Below are 17,589 nucleotides of genomic sequence, written 5' to 3'. Positions count from 1 at the left end.
TCAAGGGCGCGGCCGGCGCAGCAGCCGGCGCGCGCGCCACGCGCCGCGCAGTCGCGCGCCCAGTCCGGGCGCGTGCAGGGCGATCACGGCGCCGTCGAGCGCGTCGCGCAGGCCGGCGCGGTAGGGGAACCACCACAGCTGCGGCAAGCGCGGAATGCGCTCGATGACCAGGGCTTTGGTGTGCACGCACTCGAGCAGCCCTTCCACGCCGTGCGAACGGCCCGTGCCGCTGGCCTTCACGCCGCCATGCGGCACGTCGGCCATTCCGGCCACGATCACCGAGTCGTTGATCACGGCGCTGCCCACGTCCAGGCGCGCCGCCACGGCGCGCGCCCGGCGCGCATCGCGGCTCCACACGCTGGCGCTCAACCCGTAGGCCGAGTCGTTGGCGCGGGCCACGGCCTCGGCATCGTCGCGCACGCGGACCATGGGCAGCAGCGGACCGAAGGTCTCTTCGCGGAGCACGCGCATCTCGGGCGTGACGCCGGTGAGCAGCACGGGCGCGAACAGGTCGCCGGTCACGCGCTCGGCGCGCGCGGCCACCGTGGCGCCGGCGGCGAGCGCGTCCTGGTACTGCGCTTCGAGGCGCGCCGTCTGCGAGGGGCGGATGAGCGGTCCCAGTTCGCTCGCGGCACGGTCCACCGTGGCGTGGATGCCGGCCACGCGCGCCGTGAGCAGCGCCGCGAACCGGTCGTAGACCGCGTCTTCCACGAACAGGCGCTTGGGCGCGACGCAGGTCTGGCCGCTGTTGGAGAAGCGGCCCCAGGCGATCCCGTCGGCGGCGCGCTCGAGGTCGGCGTCATCGAGCACGAGCGCGGCGTCGCTGCCGCCCAGCTCGAGGACGCAGGGAATGAGGCGGGCGCCGCACTCCACGGCCACCACGCGGCCGGTGGCCTCGCTGCCCGTGAAGAAGATCTTGTCGCACCCGCGTTCGATGAGCGCGGCGCCGGTGGCGCGAGCGCCCGGCAGCGCGCGCACGAGGTCGCGCGGCACGCCGGCCTCGTACAGCAACTCGGCGATCAGCAATCCCGTCTGCGTGGTGAACTCGGACGGCTTGAGCAGCACCGCGTTGCCCGCCACGAGCGCCGGGAGCACGATCGACGTGGGGAGCATGAACGGGTAGTTCCAGGGCGAGATCACGCCCACCACCCCATACGGCTCGCGGGTCACGGCCACGCGCTTGCGCCACATCGCGGGGCCGGTGGCCACGTGGCGCCGTTCGGCGAGCACGCGAAGCACCCGATGCCGGGAGTAGTAGCGCGCGAAATCCAGCGTGACCATCACCTCGGCCAGCGCTTCGACCGGCGGTTTGCCATTCTCGCGGGCGATCGTGTCGGCCACCTCGTCCCGTCGCGCGAAGAGGGCGCGGCGGAACGCTTCGAGATGGCGCGCGCGCTCGCGGAGTGGGCGGGCGTGCCACGCGGCCTGCGCGCGGCGCGCGGCGACGATGGCCGCCGCGACGTGGTCGGGCGACGTGCTGTCGAAGCGGCGCCAGACCTCGCCGGTGGCCGGGTCGCGGGACTCGACGGCGTGGGGGTCGGGGACGGTGGGCGATGACATTGGGACGGTGGGACGGGATAGCAGGATAGTAGTACGGTATCACCGTATAACGTGGGCCGGGCCTGGCGGGGTGGTAAGTGGGGATTGTCCCGCGGGCACGTCGGGGTGTTGAGGGAGGGCGGCGGGCCGCGGGTGGAGCAAGGGCGCGGTAGATTTCCCGCATGACCGATCGCCACTACTGGCTCGTGAAGTCCGAGCCCGGCGCGTTCTCGTTCGACGACCTCGTGGGCAGCCCGCGCAAGACGACCTGCTGGGACGGCGTGCGGAACTACCAGGCGCGGAACTTCATGCGCGACGGCATGAAGCAGGGGGACCTCGTGCTGTTCTACCACAGCAACGCCGAGCCGATGGCGGTGATGGGGGTGGCGCAGGTGGTGCGCGAGGCGTACGCCGATCACACCGCGTTCGACGCCAACGACCCGCATTACGATCCGAAGTCGCGGCGCGACGCGCCCACCTGGATGATGGTGGGTCTCCGGGCCGCGGAGCGATTCACGCGCCCGGTGACGCTCACCGAACTGCGCGACCAGCCGGAGCTGGCGCGGATGGCGTTGCTGCAGCGCGGCAGCCGGCTCAGTGTGCAGCCGGTGACGGCGGCGGAGTTCGAGATCGTGCGGCGGTTGGGTGCGCCGGCGAAGGTCTGATCAGAGGAGTCCGCGGCGCTGGGCGATGAAGAGCCAGATGCCGCTGGCCAGGCCGACGACGATCACGGATCCACGCACCCAGCCCTGCGGCACCCGCTGGGCGATGCGTGCCGTGCCATATCCGCCGGCGATCGAGCCCGCGGCCATGGCGAGGGCGATGCGCCAACTCACGAGCCCGGTGAAGGCGAAGATGGTGGCGGCCACCGCGTTGATGCACAGTCCGCCCCAGTTCTTGAGCCCGTTCATGCGGTGGATATTGGCGAGCCCCATGAGGCCGAGCGCGGCGAGCATCAGGATGCCGATTCCGGCGCCGAAGTAGCCGCCATACAGGGCGATCAGGAACTGGGCGACGAGCACGCCGGCCGTCGGGGCGCGGGCCGTGCGCTGCGCGTCGCTCTCCGGCGCGGAGAGTGCCGCGCCGCGGCGGCGCCGCACCGCCTTCAGGACCGGTCCCTGCGCGATGAACAGGGCGGTGGCGCCGAGGACGAGCCAGGGGACGAGCGCATCGAAGCGCGCGGGCGGCGTGCGCAGCAGCAGAATGGCCCCGATTCCGCCGCCCACGAGGCTGGGCACGGCGAAGCCCGCGGCCCAGCGTCGGGCCCCGGCGAGTTCTTCCCGGTACCCCCAGACGCCGCCCACCGACCCGGGCCAGAGGGCGACGGTGCTCGTGGCATTGGCGAGGATGGGGGGGATCCCGAGGCCGATGAGGGCCGGGAAGGTGAGCAGCGTGCCGCCGCCGGCGATGGCGTTGACGCCGCCGCCCAGGGCGGAGACGACGACGACGAGGGCCAGCCGGACGGCCGACGGAAGGGGGAGGGCGGGGGAAGGGGCGAGCAGGGGGTGCAGGAGGAGCAGTGTCGGCGTTCCTACGGAAAGAATGTCGGGGATTGCAGCGCTGCGGAAGCAACACTCTCCTGACAGTCACGGCAATGCCGTTCCGGTGCGCGCTCTCATAGATTGATTGGACGCGGCCGGAGGCACTCGGCCAGCCTGAATACACCTACGGAGAACGTAGCATGGCCAAGACAGAGAGAGAGTCTGGCGCCGCAGGGGCAGCTGCCGCGACGCTCGAGATGAATGACAAACCCATCGGCGCCGCGGGGGCAGCTGCCCCGGCGCTTGAAATCAAGGACACGCGCACGGGCGCGAACTACTCGGTGCCGATCCTGGTGGAGGGGGTGGAGGGCGACACCACCATCCGGGCCATGGATCTGCGCAAGATCAAGACCAAGCCCGACGAGTTCGGCCTGATGACGTACGACCCGGCGTTCATGAACACGGCGTCGTGCAAGAGCGCGATCACGTTCATCGACGGCGACAAGGGCATCCTGCGCTACCGCGGATATCCCATCGAGCAGCTGGCCGAGAGCGCGTCGTTCCTGGAAGTCGCGTGGCTGCTGCGTCATGGCGAGCTGCCCAACAAGGACGAATACAAGCAGTGGGTGCACGACATCACGTTCCACACGTACGTGCACGAGAACATCAAGAGCTTCCTGCAGGGGTTCCGCTACGACGCGCATCCGATGTCGATGCTGTGCAGCACGGTGGCGGCGCTGTCGTCGTTCTATCCGGACGCCAAGAACATCGCCGATCCGGAGCAGCGGAACATCTCGATCATCCGTCTGCTGGCCAAGGTGCCGACGCTGGCCGCGTTCGCGTACCGGCACGTCAAGGGCATGCCGTTCATCTATCCGGACAACAATCTGGGCTACGTCGAGAACTTCCTGTCGATGGTGGCGCGGATGTCGGAGCCCAAATACGAGGCCAATCCGGTGTTCGTGAAGGCGCTCGAGGTGCTGTTCATCCTCCATGCCGACCACGAGCAGAACTGCTCCACCAACGCGGTGCGGGCGGTGGGTTCGTCGCACGTCGATCCGTTCTCGGCCGTGGCGGCCGGCATCGCGGCGCTGTTCGGCCCGCTGCACGGCGGCGCCAACGAGCAGGTGCTGCTGATGATCAAGGAGATCGGCCACAAGAAGAACGTGCCGGCCTTCATCGAAGCCGTGAAGGGCGGCAGCGGCCGGCTCATGGGGTTCGGCCACCGCGTGTACAAGAGCTACGATCCGCGGGCCAAGATCGTGAAGAAGCTGGCGTACGACGTGTTCGCGCAGGTGGGCGTGGACAAGGACCTCGAGATCGCGCTGGAGCTGGAGCGCATCGCGCTGTCCGACGACTACTTCGTGTCGCGCAAGCTCTACCCCAACGTGGACTTCTACACGGGGTTGATCTACCGGTCGATGGCCTTCCCCACGGATTTCTTCACCGTGCTGTTCGCGGTGGCGCGCACGGCCGGCTGGCTGGCGCAGTGGGAAGAGATGCTCAACGACAAGGAACAGAAGATCGCGCGGCCGAGGCAGATCTACATCGGACCGGGCGAGCGGGCATACAAGAGCAAATTGAAATAACGCGCAGTCAGCAGTTCGGGGTGTGCAACGGACAGCCAACGGTCAGCGATCGTTGGCTGTCCGTTTTGCTGCCATGGCGCGGCGGTGCGCGGCCGATCAGGGGGACTGCGCGGCGATCGCCTGGATCTCGATCAGGCATCCGGGCTTCAGCTCGCCCACCGGCACGATCGCCCGCGCCGGGCGGTGGGCGCCCAGCATGCGGGCGTAGACCTGATTGACCGGGGCCCACAGCGCACGGTCGGTGACGAAGATGGTCACCGACAGCAGGCGGTCGAGCCCGCTGTCGGCGGCCCGCAGAATGGCGTCGACGTTGCGCAGCGTCCGCTCCGTCTGCGCCTCGATGTCCGCGGGGCCCACGAGTTCGCCCGTGGAGGGATCGAGCGGGAGCTGTCCGGCCACGTAGACCAGGCCGTCGTGCACGATGGCCTGGCTGTAGTGGCCCGCGGGGCGGGGGGCGTGGGGCGTCGTGATGGGGTGCATGGGGTGTGCCGGGAGGACGGGAGGACGACCACCGGAAGTCTACTGCCGGAACACCAGGCTGCAGCAGGTCACCCCGCCCTCGGCCTTGGCCAACTCGCTCGCCGGCACCGTGAGCGGCGCGATGCCGCGGCGCGCCATGCGCTCGATGGTGCGCGGGAACTCGGCGGCGGCGATCACCTGGCCGCCCACGCGGAGCGCGTTGGCCGCGAACGGCTCGAACGGGTGCACGTCGAGCAGGTCGAACCGGCGGAACGACTCGACGTGCGTCCAGGCGCGGTTGATGAGGAGCGTCTCGTCGCTGAGCGCGGTCACCGCCGACTTGAGGTGCAGACACCCGTGCACCGGCACCGGCTGCACCGTGTAGCCGTGCGGCGTCACGAGGGCGCGCAGTTGCTCGATGCCGTCGTCGTTGGTGCGGGACGACCAGCCCACGAACACCTGCTGCCCCACCACCAGCACGTCACCGCCGTCGAGCGTGCCGGGCGGCTCGATGCGCTCCACCACGCGGAACGGCGCCAATGCCGCCTCGACGGCGGAGATCTCGGCGCGGCGCGAGGCGGCTCCGGGCCGCGTGACGACCGCCACCTCGTTGAGCACGACGGCGGTGTCTTCGATGAACACCGAGTCGGGCAGATGCGGGGCCGGCGCGGCGCGCACCACCTGGCAGCCCGCGGCGCGCAGCCGGGCCTCGTACGCGGCGTGCTGCGCGCGGGCCACCGCGACGTCGATGGCGGCCCGCGCGCGGTGCGTGAGCTCGCAGTCGACGATCGCGTCGGCCACGTCGCGGGTGAGCGCGACGAGGGTGTCGGCGGCCGTCGCCCGATCGGCCATCGGCGGCGGGCTCAGGGGTTACCGATCCCGGGCCTGGGCGCGCGCGACGACACCAGCAGCATGTCGTCGATGCGCCAGGCCCCGGCGCCGTTGGCGCCGAGCGCCACGGCGACGACGTGGCCGCACGCGGGGCCGCACTCCCACTCCACGAGCACGATCGCCGCATCACGCGACCGGTCGAATCCCACGGACGAGAACCGGAGGAACCCGGCGGCCCCGCCGTGGGCCTCCTTGAATGCCTGCCAGTGGGCCGTATCGGGCGCGGCCAGGACGGCGGCCGCCGAGTCGGGCGCCATGGACTGCAGCAGCCGCTGTCCCTCGGGCACCTGGGCGAGCACGAGTGGCGAGGCGGAACGCGAGAGGAGGTCGGACCGCGCCTCGCGGGCGGACGACGAATCGCCCCGGGCCCACCAGAGCGGATCCAGGCCCCAGCGCGCGAGCAGGGGACGGCACGCGGCGCCGCCGCACGCGGTGTCCAGGCCCGCGGTGACGATCGCCACTGAGCGGCCGGCCGTGCGCACATAGACCGATTCGGCGATCGTCCGGTAGACGGCCAGTGCGTCACGCGACCGCTCGGGCAACGGGGCCGCCCCGGGCGCACGGACGCACGCGCCGGCGGCGAGGGCGAGGCCGGGCACGGCGGCGCGGACGCAGGAGCGGATCCATGTCGGGAGGGACATGGACTCTACGGTATGCAAAAGCCCGGGCCGCGAAAGGGCGGCCGGATTAACTCAAGATGAGGATTTGCTTAACCGACGCCGCGGCGTCGGTCAGGTGGCCCGGCTGATGCGCGCGGCGAGCTGCTCGGCGAGCCCGATCGCGGCCACGCCCACGAGCAGGTGGACCACGCGGACCGTCCAGTGGAGGTCGCCCGGGACGAGCTGGGTCTGGGCCATGCCGAGGCCCATGACGACGAGGCCGCCGATCACCGCCATGGCGATGAGTCCCCAGCCCGCGCGCGCGCGGATGCCGAGGATGGCCAAGACCCACAAGCCGAGGACCAGGATCGTCCCGATCAGCATGTGCACATTCACCAGGTCCAGCGCGCGTCCGGACCAGAAAAGCACGCCGAGGACGAGGAGAACGACAAAGCAGAGTCGGATCAGCATCTGCACGATCTTCGCGGTCAATCGCATGCTCGGGCCTCCAAAGGGTGGCGCGGCCAGTCGAGCCGCGCGGTCGTCAGGGCATTATACCCGCAGGATAGACCCGGCGCCGGGGCGAGGGGCCACCGGACGGTCGGGCGAGCCTCCACGCCGCCGCCCGCCGCCCGCCGCCCGTCGAGATGCCCTAGTGCGCGGTACTGTCCCTCGGCAGCACCGGCTTCACGCGGAACTCGGCGCGATTCACGAATCCGGCGTACGCCGTGTTGTCGCGCCGGATCTCGTTCACGCCCTCGGCCAGATAGCGCAGCAACGCCGACGTCTCCGTGAGCCCGGCGCCCGCCACGAGATGGAGCCAGGCGCCGTGCGCCGTCTCGTCGGGGGCTTCGGTGACGAGCGAGAAGTAGCTGATGCGGGGGCTGTTGAGCGCCGCGGCCGCGGCGCCGCCGGGCGGCGGGCCTCCGCGCCCGCCCCGACCGCCGCCGTCGAGCGGCCGCCCGCGCAGCGCCTGATACACGAGAATGCCGTGGTTGAAGTACTGGCGGAAATTCTCGGTGTCCTGCTCGCCGTACTTCCGGTAGCGCGCGTAGAGCCGCTGGTCCATGGCGTTCACGGCTGAATCGCCCGTGATCGCCGCCGCCACCGAATCGAGAATCGCGAATTGGGCCCGCTCGAACTGCGGATGCGCGGGATCGTCCACGTAGGTGAAGCCCGGCACGAACCACCCGCGGGGCGACCACCATTGGCGCTGCTCTCCGGTGCGCCCGCGCACCCACGCCGAGTAGCCGGCAAAGAGCTGCACCCACTCATGACTCGGGTAGCCGTGGAGGTTCATGTAGATGTCGGGGAGCCACGTCTGCTGCAGCAGCGGCCGCACGTTCGACTCGGGGTACACGGGGTCCTCGGTGCCGGCGCCCGTGGTGGCGTCCACGCCGAGCGCGCCGAGGTAGCCCGCATGAACCATGAAGTCCGGGGTCACCTTCTGCAGATCGTAGGCCAGTTGGGCGCCGTCGGCGTTCATGATCGGGTGGAGCACGACGTTCACCTTGCGCAGGAGCCTGGAGTAGTTGGTGTCGGTGGCGAGCAGCTCGCCCAGGCGCAGGATGTAGCTGGTGCTCGACACCTCGTTGGCGTGCTGGCGGCCCGACAGCAGCAGCGTGGGCTTGAGTGCGTCGAGCTTGGCCTGCGATACGAATCGCGACTCCATGGGCGGCAGGAAGTCGGCGGCGAAGATGTCCTTGCCGAGGAACGACCGGCCCACCCAGTAGGGGTGAACGCCGGGGAAGGTCGCGAGTTCGGCGAGCACCGAATCGCTCTCCGGCGGCGGGATGGGATTGTTCCATTGTACGAGCCGCTGCCCGGTGTACCTGAAATTCCGGGCCAGGAGCACGGGGCGCGCCGTGGACATCGGGTGCGCGCCGCGCGGTAGCGACGCGAGGGTCGCGAAGCGCGCGGTGGTGTCCTGCAGGGTGACGTGAAACAGCAGGTTGCCCACGCGGTCGAAGCTCATCGCGCGCTCGGCCACGCCGTGGGCGTGGAGGTCGGCCATGGCGCGCACCATGCCGGCGAGGAGGGTGGCCGGCAGCAGCTGGCGGTCCACGCTCTCCTCGGTGCCGCGCAGCCGGTAGTCGTCCCAGCGGTAGGACGAATCGAGCGCGGTGACGTGGAACGTGAGCTGCGCCACGCCCGACGCGCCGGCGCGCACCGAGATGCCGCGCAGCGGCGGCGTTTCCACGGGCAGCGGGCTCAGGTCGTACCGGTCGCGCACGGGGTCGCGGCCATGCTCGCGATACGCCATCACCAGCCGCGGCACCGCGTTGTCCTTGCCGGTGAAGGTGATCTTGAGGTGCGGGGGTTGGCCGTCCACGGGCGGTGCGATGTGCGGGATGATGCGCCCCGGGTAATTGACGCTGCCGATGCCCCACCGGCCGCCCAGCAGATCGAACAGGGTGAGCGTCTCGAAGTAGATGTCTTCGTGGATGGCCTCGAGCGACGAGATCTGTTCCTCGTCGATCCCGATGCGGTAGCTGGGTTCGCTCATCGCGAGGTCGACGTTCAGCTCGTCGAAGTAGGGCGCGTAGCTCTGCGACGGCCGGCCGTGCTGCACGTCCATGAAATAGTCGGCGATGCGCGGATACGTCTTCTGCTGGAAATAGTCCCAGAAGGTCTCGGGATCGGTCTCGACGCGCTGGTCGAGCACGGTGCGCCCGTTGTCCACCACGTGCACCCATCCGGTGGTCACGCGCACGTGTTCGTATGCCGGGAAGAGGTCGAACATCGGCCGGATGACATACCGTGGGCTGAACGATGCCGCGACGATCTCGCGGCCATCGGGCGCCAGGGCGCGCACCGTGTAGATGGAGTCGCCGTGCTGCGTGGGCGTGAACGTGATGGCCGAGTCGGAGATGCCGAGCGTTCTGGCCATCACGTCGTCGATCGGGTAGAGCTCCTGCAGCCAACGCGTGTCGGACTCCACGGTGCTCCACTTGACTTCCTTGGAATCCTTGAGCGTGCGGTAGGTGATCTCGATCCTTCCCACGCGCTTGCCCAGGAGCTGCGGCAGTATCTCGTCGTGGAGCCAGCTGTAGCCCTGCTTGTAGGCGCTCAGCACCTGGACGTCGAACGCATCGCTGGCGACGCCGCGGGCCGCCAGTTCGCGGCGAATCTGCTCGGCGATCTTCGCGCGTTCGGCGGGCGATTCGCTCAGCCGCACCTCGATCCGCCCGCGGCTCGCCGCCGTGAGCTTGGGCAGCGCCTGCTCGCGGAAGTCCTTCCAGAAGGTGTTCACCTCCCAGGGCAGTGTGGCCTCCTGGGTGAAGATCATCTTGCCGACGCCGAATCCGGTCTGCTGCGTGAGCACGGTGACCTTGGCGTCGGGAAAGCGCGCGTGCACCATCTGTTCGGCGTAGCGGTCCAGCCCCGCGTAGCGATCCTTGGCGGCGATCTCGACGCCGATGGAATCCACCGCCTTGCCCTTCAGCCGGTCGAGCCATTGGCCGAGCTTGACCACGGCGAGCGCCGTCTGGCCCGGCGCTTCCCTGGCCTGGAAGAAGCGGCGCACTTGGGTCTCGACGTCGGAGAGCTGGTAGTTGCCCTTGCCGTACTCCCAGAGATACGGCATGCGCGTGGCCGCGTAGTCGGTGATCGCGTCGAGCCCCGCCCGGTCGGCGGCGTCGATGACCATTCCGTTCTTGCCGCCGAATGCGCCCTTCACGAACCGCATCGAGCCCTCGGCCGGAGCGGTCGTGTCGCCCACGAGCTTCCCGGCTTCGCGCAGCCGCTCGGTCTGATAATGGCCGACGCCGAACATGATCGGGAATCCGGCGGTCTCGGGGTGATCGTTCTGTCCGCTCACCTGCACGAAGGGCAAGCGCATGCCGGGGGTCTCGAGCCCCACGCGGGCGCTGAACGCGGCGAGCGCATCGGGCGCCTGCGTGCCGTGCAGCGAGACATAGGCGTCGGTGCGATCGGGCACGAGATCCTGATTCGAATCGCGGAATAGTCCCCTGATCGTGTAGAGATCCGAGAGCGTGAAGTCGGGGTTGTCGCGGACTGCGTACTCGGCGTCCGGCTTGGTCTGCCAGGGGTGCGCCGGCAGGAGACGCAGGGTGCGGCGCTGGGTGCCGTCGCTCACCATGACGTCCAGGCGGTCGAGATCGGCGAAGTCGAGGTCGGCGCGGCGCGGGCGGCCGCCGGGCCTGGCGCCGCGCGCGCCGGCGTGGGCGGCGCCGGTGTCGGGGGCCTCGAGCGCGGCCACCGCGCGGGCGTACGCGGCGCTATCGGGCAGGCGGACCGCGAGCTGCGCGCGGTTCACGCCGGCGTGCCCCGCGTCGATCACGATGCGGTCGAGCGACACGGTGCGCGGCGCGGCTCCGCCGGCGGCAAGAAAGGCGGAGAGCCTGCTATCGATGTCGCCGTACGAATCGCCGTGCAGCGCCCAGATGCTCGGATAGCGGCTGGAGAAGTAGTCGGCGATCGCGATCAGGCCCGAGCCGTCCTCGCCGGCCAGGAGCACGCCACCCTCTCGGAAGAAATCGTTGGGCGGGATGAGCACGGCGGCGCCCTGGCCCGGAGCGAGGTCGTCCAGGGCCCGCGCCACCGAGGGAGCGGCCCGGGCGATGAGCGCATTGCCGCGGCCGATGAGAATCACCGGCACGTCGTACGCCGCGGTCGTGGCCGCATCGGCCGTCGTGAGGTCGAGGTCGGCGGCCGAGGTCTCGTAGCCGAGCCTGGCGGCGACGTTCGCCGCCGCCGCGACGTCGGCTTCACTCGGCGAGGCCGGCCGTACGATCTTCGCGTTCAGGAAGTCGATGACGCCATCGTGATTGCGGTCCTGCAGGATGTAGCCGGGCGCGAAGATATCGCGCAGGTCGCGGGCCGAATCCGTGCGGGCGATGGCGGGCGTCTGTGCCGGCGTCGTGGCGGGGAGCGCGGGGAGCGCGGCGAGCGCCGTGAGGTAGAGGGCGCGCAGCAGCGCGGCCCGGGAGAGGCGGTCGATCATCGGCGATCCTGCGGCGGGAGAAGGGCGGCGGGCGGAGCCTGCGTCGCGTCGAACTTACGGCCCGTCTCCCGGGCTCACCAGATCATTCCGTGCTGTCGCGGCCGTCGGTGCCGTCGCCGCGGGCGTACATCCGGTGCAGCGCGCGCCAGGTGAGCGCGTAGGTGGTGTAGCCCACGAACGCCGAGCACGCCACGATGAGGGCGAGCACCTCGAACCCCACCCGCAGCGTGATCAACTGGGCCCATCCTTCGCCGCTCGTGCCGCGGAAGCCGAAGATGACCACGCTCAGCAGCGCCAGCCAGCGGGCCATGCGCAGGGCGCCCCGCACGGCGTACCGGCGGCGGCCGATGGACGCCGCCAGCTCATATTCCTCGCGCGAGAGGCGAGGGTTGGGAGAGAGAATGTCGCGCAGCGTCATGGCGGCGGGGTCAGGGAGTCTTGGGAATCAGCACGGTCTCGATATCCCACGGTCCCATCGGCACCGACAGCACGTTGCCGCGCGACGTGAAGGTCTTGCCGGTGGGCCGCTCGAGGAGATCGGTTTCCCGGGCGGTCACGGGATGCGCAAACCGCAGCGTGGCCGTGGTCGGCTTGCCGGTGGTCTCCACCAGGCGCACCACCCAGGCGTCGCTGTCCTCGGCGCGCTTGAGCGCGCCCAGTTCCACGGTGCCGCCGGTGATCGTGAGCGGGCTGGCGGTGGCGCGTCCCGTGCCGGCGTGCGGGTCCACGCGCACGGCGCGCAGCGGTTCGTTGAGCGCGCGGGCCGCCACGCGCACGGCGGGTGAGCGCCAGTCGCCGGCGTGCGGGACGATGCTGTACTCGAAGTGCTGCACGCCCATGTCGGCGCGGGGGTCGGGGGACTTGGGCGAGCGGAGCAGCGTGAGGAAGATCGTGTCGCCGCTGGCGCTGTAGCCGTATTTGCCGGCGTTGACCACCGCCACGCCGTAATCGCCCGTGGTGGCCGATCCGTCCACGAAGCGCAGCATCGGCGTCTCGAACCGCGCGCTGTCCTGGCGCGTGCGCGGCCGGGTGGTGCGGCCGATCACGGCGTACGGGATCTCGGCGTGCGTGCTGTCGATGTGGAACGCGAGCGGGATCACCGCCTTCATCAGTTGATGCGACTGGTGCCAGTCCACCTTGGTCTCGATGTCGAGCCGGTCGGCGTCCGCCGGCAGTTCGTAGCGCTGCGTGACGAGCGACCGGTCCTGGCCGCGATACACGGTGATCGAGGTGCCGAACGCGTCGCGGGTGACGGCCGGCCGCGCGCCGCCGGCGCGCGCCGTGAGCCAGGTGCGGGCCCCGTTCAGGTTGTCGATGTTCCACGCGTCGTAGTCCTTGGGATCGTCCACCATCAGCACGAGGCCGTTGGCGTATGGCCCGCGGGCGAGCACGTCGCGGCGACGGACCTTGTCGTACATGCGGGCGATGCCGCCGGTGGTGGAGTCGATCGTGACGCGCAGATAGCGATTCTCGAGCGTCCATCCGTCCACGGCGGCCGCGGCGCGCGGCCGGCCGGGGCGAAGGAAGAAGATGCTCGTCCCGAGCGCCGGCACCGGGCCCACGCGCACGCGGATGCGGCCGGAGTCGCCGCGCTCGCTGGGGAGCACGCGGCCGCGTGCGTCGACGGCGGTCCAGTCGGCCGCCGAACCGGCGTCGTCGGCCGTGGCCGGCGGCTGGATGTCCACGACGCCGGTGCGCGCCACGCCGCTGGGGTTGAACGCCGCCATCGGCACGTCGCCCCGGGCAAGCGGCCGCGTGTCGAGCGGCGCGGCGATGGCCCGCACAGACGCATCGAGCGCGCCCGTGGCCAGCGCGCCGGCCTGCCGGTAATCGGCCGTCGCATCCTGGTAGATGGAATCGATGCCGGAACCGGCGAGCAGATCGTGGAACTGATTGAACAGCGTGGCTTCCCAGGCCCGGGTGAGGGCATCGCGCGGGTAGGGCGCCGGGGCCACGGTGGCCGCGGCTTCGGCGCCGCCGAGCAGGCCTTCCATGTGACGGTTCCACCACTTCATCTCGGCCTGTGTGGTGAACACGCCGCGGTGGTATTCCAGGTAGAGTTCGTCGCGCACCACCGGGCCGCTCTTGGGGAATTCGGAGCGCATGCGCGCGAGCGCGGCGGTGGGGCTGTCGTCGCGGATGACCGGGAACGCGGGGATGCGCTTGAGATCGTGCGAGCGCTCGAGCATCTGCATGGTGGGGCCGCCGCCGTGATCGCCCACGCCGTAGAGCGTGAGCATCTGTGGCACGGCGCTGGAATCGATCGTCGCACGCTCCTGCGTGGCCAGCGCGTGGGGATCGAGATCGCTGTCGTAGCCGTAGGGGATGTACGAGAAGATCTTCGAGCCGTCGGGGCCTTGCCAGTAGAACTGGTTCAACCGCGCCGGCCACTTGTCGGTGTCGTTCCAGCGCAGCTTCTGCGTGACGAAGAAGTCGAGCCCGCTCTTGAGGAAGATCTGCGGCAGCGACCACGGATAGCCGAAGGTGTCGGGAATCCAGGCCACGCGCGCCGGATGGCCGAACAGCTTGATGAACGTGCGCTGGCCGTACAGCCCCTGGCGCACGAGCGACTCGCCCGACGGCATGTTGACGTCGGGTTCGAGCCACCACCCGCCGACCAGGTTCCAGCGGCCCTCCTTCTCGAGCCGCTGCATGCGCGCCAGGATCGCGGGGTCGCGTTGCTGCACCACGTCGTAGTACACGGCCGCCGACGCCGCGAAGTGCATGTCCGGGTACTTGGCCATGAGCTTCGTGGCCGTGGCCCATGTGGCGTCCACCACGCCTTCGGTCTCGCGCCACCGCCAGAGCCACGCGGCGTCGATGTGCGAATTGCCCACGATATCGATCGTGTCGCGCCGCACCTGGGCGATGGCCGGCGCCAGGGTCGTCAGCCACTGCTGGACGATGGCATGGTACCGAACCTTGTCCGGCTGCAGCACGGCGGCGGCCATCTGCCGGGCCACGTCATCGCCGGGCACCGCGATGGTGCTGTCGCGCGTGAAGAAGCGCGCCCACTGCGCGCCGTCGTGGATCTCGTGCCAGCCGAGGTCGGCCACGCGGAGAACCGGCGGATCCCACCAGGTGCCGCCGTTGGGATGGACGACCACGTCGAGCGTGGCGCCGGCGGTGCACGGCGCGCAGAGCGTGACGCGGCCCAGCGAATCGGCGGAGACGGCGGCGCCGTTCACGGTGTACGTGCCGCCGGGCATGAACTCGCCGGCGTGCAGTTGCAGCGTGAGTCCGCCCAGTTCCACGGGCACGCGGGCGGAGAAGCCGATCGCCGCCATGGACCGTCGCACGGTCGAGTCGGCGAGGATCGTATCGAGCGGCGCCCAGTCGGTGGACGGCCGCATCGCGTCGGCGGCGTTGGGCGCCTGCTTCCAGATGGTCATGCCGATGGGGCGCGACAGCATGTCGAGGAGCGCGGTGAGGCTCACCGGAACGGTGGCCGAGCCGCGGCGGCCGGCGGGAACGGAATCGAGCGCTCCCTCGGCGCCCGCGGGGAACAGCGCGGCGCGAAGCTCCGCGCCGCCGCCCAGCGCGCCGCGCGCCAGCTCGCCCCAGGGGGCGTTGAGCGTGGCGGCGGGGTGCGAGCCGCCGGCGGCGATGGTGGTCGTGGTGTGCGAGGATCCCAACTCGAACCGCGCGGCCGACTCCGCCGATTCACCGCGCTCGGCGCAGACCAGCAGCGGCACGGTGAGCACTCCGTCGGCGAGACGGGCCGTGCTCGGCGCCGCCACCGGGCCCACGCGGAACCGCGACGCGGCCGCGCCCGTCGGAACGGTCACGTCCGGCGAATCGGAAGCGACGATGTCGCCCACCGGATCGGGGCTGTCGGCCAGGAAGCGCGCGCCCATCCCCATGCCGCCGCCGCGATTCACCACCTTGTACACAAGACGATTCACGCCCCGATGCAGATGCAGCGTGAGGGTATCGGTGCCCGTGCCCACGCCGCGCGCGATGTCGCGGCGTTCGAGCAGCGCGCCGTCGAGCCACACGATCACATCGTCGTCGCTCTCGACGCCGAGCTTCACCGTGCGGTCGTCGGGGCTGGCGAGATAGGTCTCGGCGTATGCCGCCACGTTGTCGAGCGTGGTGGCGGCGAAGGCCTTGAAGAAGTCGAACTGCCCCAACTCGTCCATGGCGACGGGTTGCCAGACGTGGCCGCTAGCGGCCTGGCCGGCGCGCGCGATGAGGGTGGCGGGGTCGCCGATGTCCTGCTTGTCGAGGCGCAGGGCGCCCGTGTCCACGGGGAAGGGTCCGATGAGCAGCCAGGGGACGACCGGCCGGTCGCAGATGCGGGACGCGGCGTTGGCGGTCTGGGCGCGCGCCGACGGGGCCGCGGCGCCGACCGCGAAGAGAGCGAGCCACGCGGCGGCGTGGCGAAGCGTGCGAACGGACATGTCAGGCGGTCTCGGGAAGATGAGCAGACGGACTCGGGCCCACGACGGGAACATCTCGCCGCTGTGGAAGATGTCGCTTCGCGCGGCGTCTTACCAGCGGGCCGTCTACTTCGCGGACGCGCGTTCGCGGCGCTTGCGCCGGTGCCGCTGCTCCCAGACCTGTCCGACGACGAGCCCCAGCGTGGCGCCCACGACGCCGCCGGCGAGCGCGCCCACCAGCACCGAGAGTTCGAAGTCGAGCAGTCCGCGCGTGGCCTGATGCCGCCGCATGCCCGCGAACAGCAGCAACCACGACTGCATGCCCCACCAGAGCGCGCCGGCCACGCCCCCGAGCACGGCGCCCCCCTGCACGAGCCCGTGGCGCCGCGGTTCGTAGAAGCTGTTCTCCACCGTCCCGAACTCGAGCTGCTTGTCGGTGCGCTCCTCGCTCGCGCCCCACCCCGACCGGAGAATGATCACGCCGGCGAGGGCGCTCAGCACCGACGCCCAGAGGGCCGCGGTGTGCTTGCTGACGATGATCGCATACCGCGTGTCCTGGAGGGCGAGCACGACCACCAGGAACACGAGGATGCCGAGCATCAGCCATTGGCCGAAGGTCGGAGGCTTGCGGCTGCCGCTGGGGGGGCGGTGCGGCATGTGCGTTGCTACGTGTGCTGCGTCCCCTTACGCAGCGACGCGGCGGCCATGAGGAACACCGCGCAGATCGCGCTCACCGTCATCAGTTCGAACGGCCACAGATGGTGCGTGGCCGGATCCACGCGGCCGCTGTAATACGAGAACAGTAGATCGCCGCCGATGCCGACCAGTGGCAGGATGGCCGCCGTGCGCCAGCCGCCCTTCCACCGGATGGCGGCGCGCACGGCGGCGATGGCGACGCCGAGGGGAAACGCGAGGAGAATCACCAGGCCGACGGTGTTTGCCATCGCTAGTGCAGCTCCCGGATCCTGATGTTGCGCAGCGACAAATCGCCTTCGTGGTCGCCCTGGATGCCGATGTAGCCCGTGGCCGCCTTTCCGTAATCCGGAAAGGCGTGGAACTTGCTCGCCTTGACGCGGGCCGTCCAATCGGGGCCGCCCAACTCGTACGCGAGCAGCTTGTGGCCGTTGAGCCAGTGCTCCACGTGGTTGCCGTTCACGATGATGCGCGTGGAGTTCCACTCGCCGGCGGGGTGCAGGTAGCCGGCGGGGGACGGATAGACGGCGTAGTCGGAGCCGGCGGAGGTGATGCGCTGCTTGCCGTCGGGGGCATTGGCGTCATCGAGGAGCTGGTACTCCGGCGCGCTCCAGTAGATGTGGTCGTACTCCTCGGTGCCGCGGTAGAAGATGCCGCTGTTGCCGGCCGTGCCGATCTTCCAGTCGATCTCGAGTTCGAAGTTGGCGTACTTGGACTTGGAGACGATGTCGCCCGTGGGTTTGCTCTTGGTCATGGTGCCGTCCACGACGTGCCATCCGTCCATGGACTGGCCCTTGTAGGCGCGCCACTGGTCCATGGAGTGGCCGTCGAAGAGCAGATGCCAGCCCTCGGCGCGTTGGGCGGCGGTGAGGGTGTTGGTGGTAGCCTGGGCGCCGGCGCTCGCCGCCGCCGCGAGCGAGACGACGGACACCAACACGGCCGCACGTGCTGCCAGAGAATGCTTCATCAGGGAGTCCTCGGAATGTGCAT

At 70.4% G+C, this 17,589-nt stretch carries 14 protein-coding genes; 2 read left to right on the top strand and 12 right to left on the bottom strand.

Annotated elements, in window-relative coordinates; translation table 11 throughout:
• The gene (locus VNE60_09385; protein ID HVB31722.1) at positions 1-1,560 is read right to left on the bottom strand and encodes an aldehyde dehydrogenase family protein; all 1,560 of its coding nucleotides are present in this window, start codon (positions 1,558-1,560) and stop codon (positions 1-3) included.
• 161 nt (positions 1,561-1,721) lie between these two features.
• On the opposite strand from VNE60_09385, the gene VNE60_09380 reads away from it, so the two are divergent.
• Complete coding sequence (locus tag VNE60_09380) at positions 1,722-2,204, top strand: EVE domain-containing protein (GenBank protein ID HVB31721.1); 483 nt, start codon at positions 1,722-1,724, stop codon at positions 2,202-2,204.
• On the opposite strand, the gene VNE60_09375 is transcribed toward VNE60_09380, so the two are convergent.
• Positions 2,205-2,996, bottom strand: coding sequence for a sulfite exporter TauE/SafE family protein (locus VNE60_09375; GenBank protein HVB31720.1), 792 nt, complete (start codon positions 2,994-2,996; stop codon positions 2,205-2,207).
• A gap of 281 nt (positions 2,997-3,277) precedes the next feature.
• On the opposite strand from VNE60_09375, the gene VNE60_09370 reads away from it, so the two are divergent.
• On the top strand, positions 3,278-4,609 hold the full coding sequence (locus VNE60_09370) for a citrate synthase (GenBank protein HVB31719.1): 1,332 nt from the start codon (positions 3,278-3,280) through the stop codon (positions 4,607-4,609).
• Positions 4,610-4,705: 96 nt separating this feature from the next.
• Here the strand turns inward: VNE60_09370 and VNE60_09365 are convergent, their stop codons facing one another.
• The 10 genes from VNE60_09365 to VNE60_09320 form a co-directional block, all read right to left on the bottom strand.
• Entirely contained in the window at positions 4,706-5,089 is a 384-nt protein-coding gene (locus VNE60_09365; GenBank protein ID HVB31718.1) for a Rid family detoxifying hydrolase, read from the bottom strand.
• 39 nt (positions 5,090-5,128) lie between these two features.
• Positions 5,129-5,920, bottom strand: coding sequence for an arginine deiminase family protein (locus VNE60_09360; GenBank protein HVB31717.1), 792 nt, complete (start codon positions 5,918-5,920; stop codon positions 5,129-5,131).
• A gap of 11 nt (positions 5,921-5,931) precedes the next feature.
• On the bottom strand, positions 5,932-6,600 hold the full coding sequence (locus tag VNE60_09355; GenBank protein HVB31716.1) for a hypothetical protein: 669 nt from the start codon (positions 6,598-6,600) through the stop codon (positions 5,932-5,934).
• A gap of 90 nt (positions 6,601-6,690) precedes the next feature.
• On the bottom strand, positions 6,691-7,056 hold the full coding sequence (locus tag VNE60_09350) for a hypothetical protein (GenBank protein HVB31715.1): 366 nt from the start codon (positions 7,054-7,056) through the stop codon (positions 6,691-6,693).
• A gap of 154 nt (positions 7,057-7,210) precedes the next feature.
• On the bottom strand, positions 7,211-11,524 hold the full coding sequence (locus tag VNE60_09345; protein ID HVB31714.1) for a M14 family metallopeptidase: 4,314 nt from the start codon (positions 11,522-11,524) through the stop codon (positions 7,211-7,213).
• A gap of 82 nt (positions 11,525-11,606) precedes the next feature.
• Positions 11,607-11,942, bottom strand: a complete 336-nt coding sequence (locus VNE60_09340; GenBank protein ID HVB31713.1) for a hypothetical protein — start codon at positions 11,940-11,942, stop codon at positions 11,607-11,609.
• Positions 11,943-11,952: 10 nt separating this feature from the next.
• The gene (locus VNE60_09335) at positions 11,953-15,927 is read right to left on the bottom strand and encodes a glycoside hydrolase family 38 C-terminal domain-containing protein (GenBank protein HVB31712.1); all 3,975 of its coding nucleotides are present in this window, start codon (positions 15,925-15,927) and stop codon (positions 11,953-11,955) included.
• 105 nt (positions 15,928-16,032) lie between these two features.
• Positions 16,033-16,563 (bottom strand): hypothetical protein, encoded by a 531-nt coding sequence (locus VNE60_09330; protein HVB31711.1) that lies wholly within the window; start codon positions 16,561-16,563, stop codon positions 16,033-16,035.
• An 8-nt stretch (positions 16,564-16,571) separates the two neighbouring features.
• Positions 16,572-16,850: a hypothetical protein gene (locus VNE60_09325; protein ID HVB31710.1), complete on the bottom strand. Its 279-nt coding sequence runs from the start codon at positions 16,848-16,850 to the stop codon at positions 16,572-16,574.
• A 2-nt stretch (positions 16,851-16,852) separates the two neighbouring features.
• Entirely contained in the window at positions 16,853-17,566 is a 714-nt protein-coding gene (locus VNE60_09320; GenBank protein HVB31709.1) for a DUF1080 domain-containing protein, read from the bottom strand.
• Positions 17,567-17,589 lie beyond the last annotated feature (23 nt).

Source organism: Gemmatimonadaceae bacterium, from assembly GCA_035533755.1.
Taxonomy (GTDB): Bacteria; Gemmatimonadota; Gemmatimonadetes; order Gemmatimonadales; family Gemmatimonadaceae; genus JAGWRI01.
This window is presented reverse-complemented; position numbering and strand designations above follow the sequence as displayed.

What these genes read in the sequence shown, in the direction of transcription:
- VNE60_09385 (HVB31722.1), bottom strand. Translation starts at nt 1,560, where the DNA reads ATGTCATCGCCCACCGTCCCCGACCCCCACGCCGTCGAGTCCCGCGAC.
- VNE60_09380 (HVB31721.1), top strand. Translation starts at nt 1,722, where the DNA reads ATGACCGATCGCCACTACTGGCTCGTGAAGTCCGAGCCCGGCGCGTTC.
- VNE60_09370 (HVB31719.1), top strand. Translation starts at nt 3,278, where the DNA reads ATGAATGACAAACCCATCGGCGCCGCGGGGGCAGCTGCCCCGGCGCTT.
- VNE60_09365 (HVB31718.1), bottom strand. Translation starts at nt 5,089, where the DNA reads ATGCACCCCATCACGACGCCCCACGCCCCCCGCCCCGCGGGCCACTAC.
- VNE60_09360 (HVB31717.1), bottom strand. Translation starts at nt 5,920, where the DNA reads ATGGCCGATCGGGCGACGGCCGCCGACACCCTCGTCGCGCTCACCCGC.
- VNE60_09355 (HVB31716.1), bottom strand. Translation starts at nt 6,600, where the DNA reads ATGTCCCTCCCGACATGGATCCGCTCCTGCGTCCGCGCCGCCGTGCCC.
- VNE60_09350 (HVB31715.1), bottom strand. Translation starts at nt 7,056, where the DNA reads ATGCGATTGACCGCGAAGATCGTGCAGATGCTGATCCGACTCTGCTTT.
- VNE60_09345 (HVB31714.1), bottom strand. Translation starts at nt 11,524, where the DNA reads ATGATCGACCGCCTCTCCCGGGCCGCGCTGCTGCGCGCCCTCTACCTC.
- VNE60_09340 (HVB31713.1), bottom strand. Translation starts at nt 11,942, where the DNA reads ATGACGCTGCGCGACATTCTCTCTCCCAACCCTCGCCTCTCGCGCGAG.
- VNE60_09335 (HVB31712.1), bottom strand. Translation starts at nt 15,927, where the DNA reads ATGTCCGTTCGCACGCTTCGCCACGCCGCCGCGTGGCTCGCTCTCTTC.
- VNE60_09330 (HVB31711.1), bottom strand. Translation starts at nt 16,563, where the DNA reads ATGCCGCACCGCCCCCCCAGCGGCAGCCGCAAGCCTCCGACCTTCGGC.
- VNE60_09325 (HVB31710.1), bottom strand. Translation starts at nt 16,850, where the DNA reads ATGGCAAACACCGTCGGCCTGGTGATTCTCCTCGCGTTTCCCCTCGGC.
- VNE60_09320 (HVB31709.1), bottom strand. Translation starts at nt 17,566, where the DNA reads ATGAAGCATTCTCTGGCAGCACGTGCGGCCGTGTTGGTGTCCGTCGTC.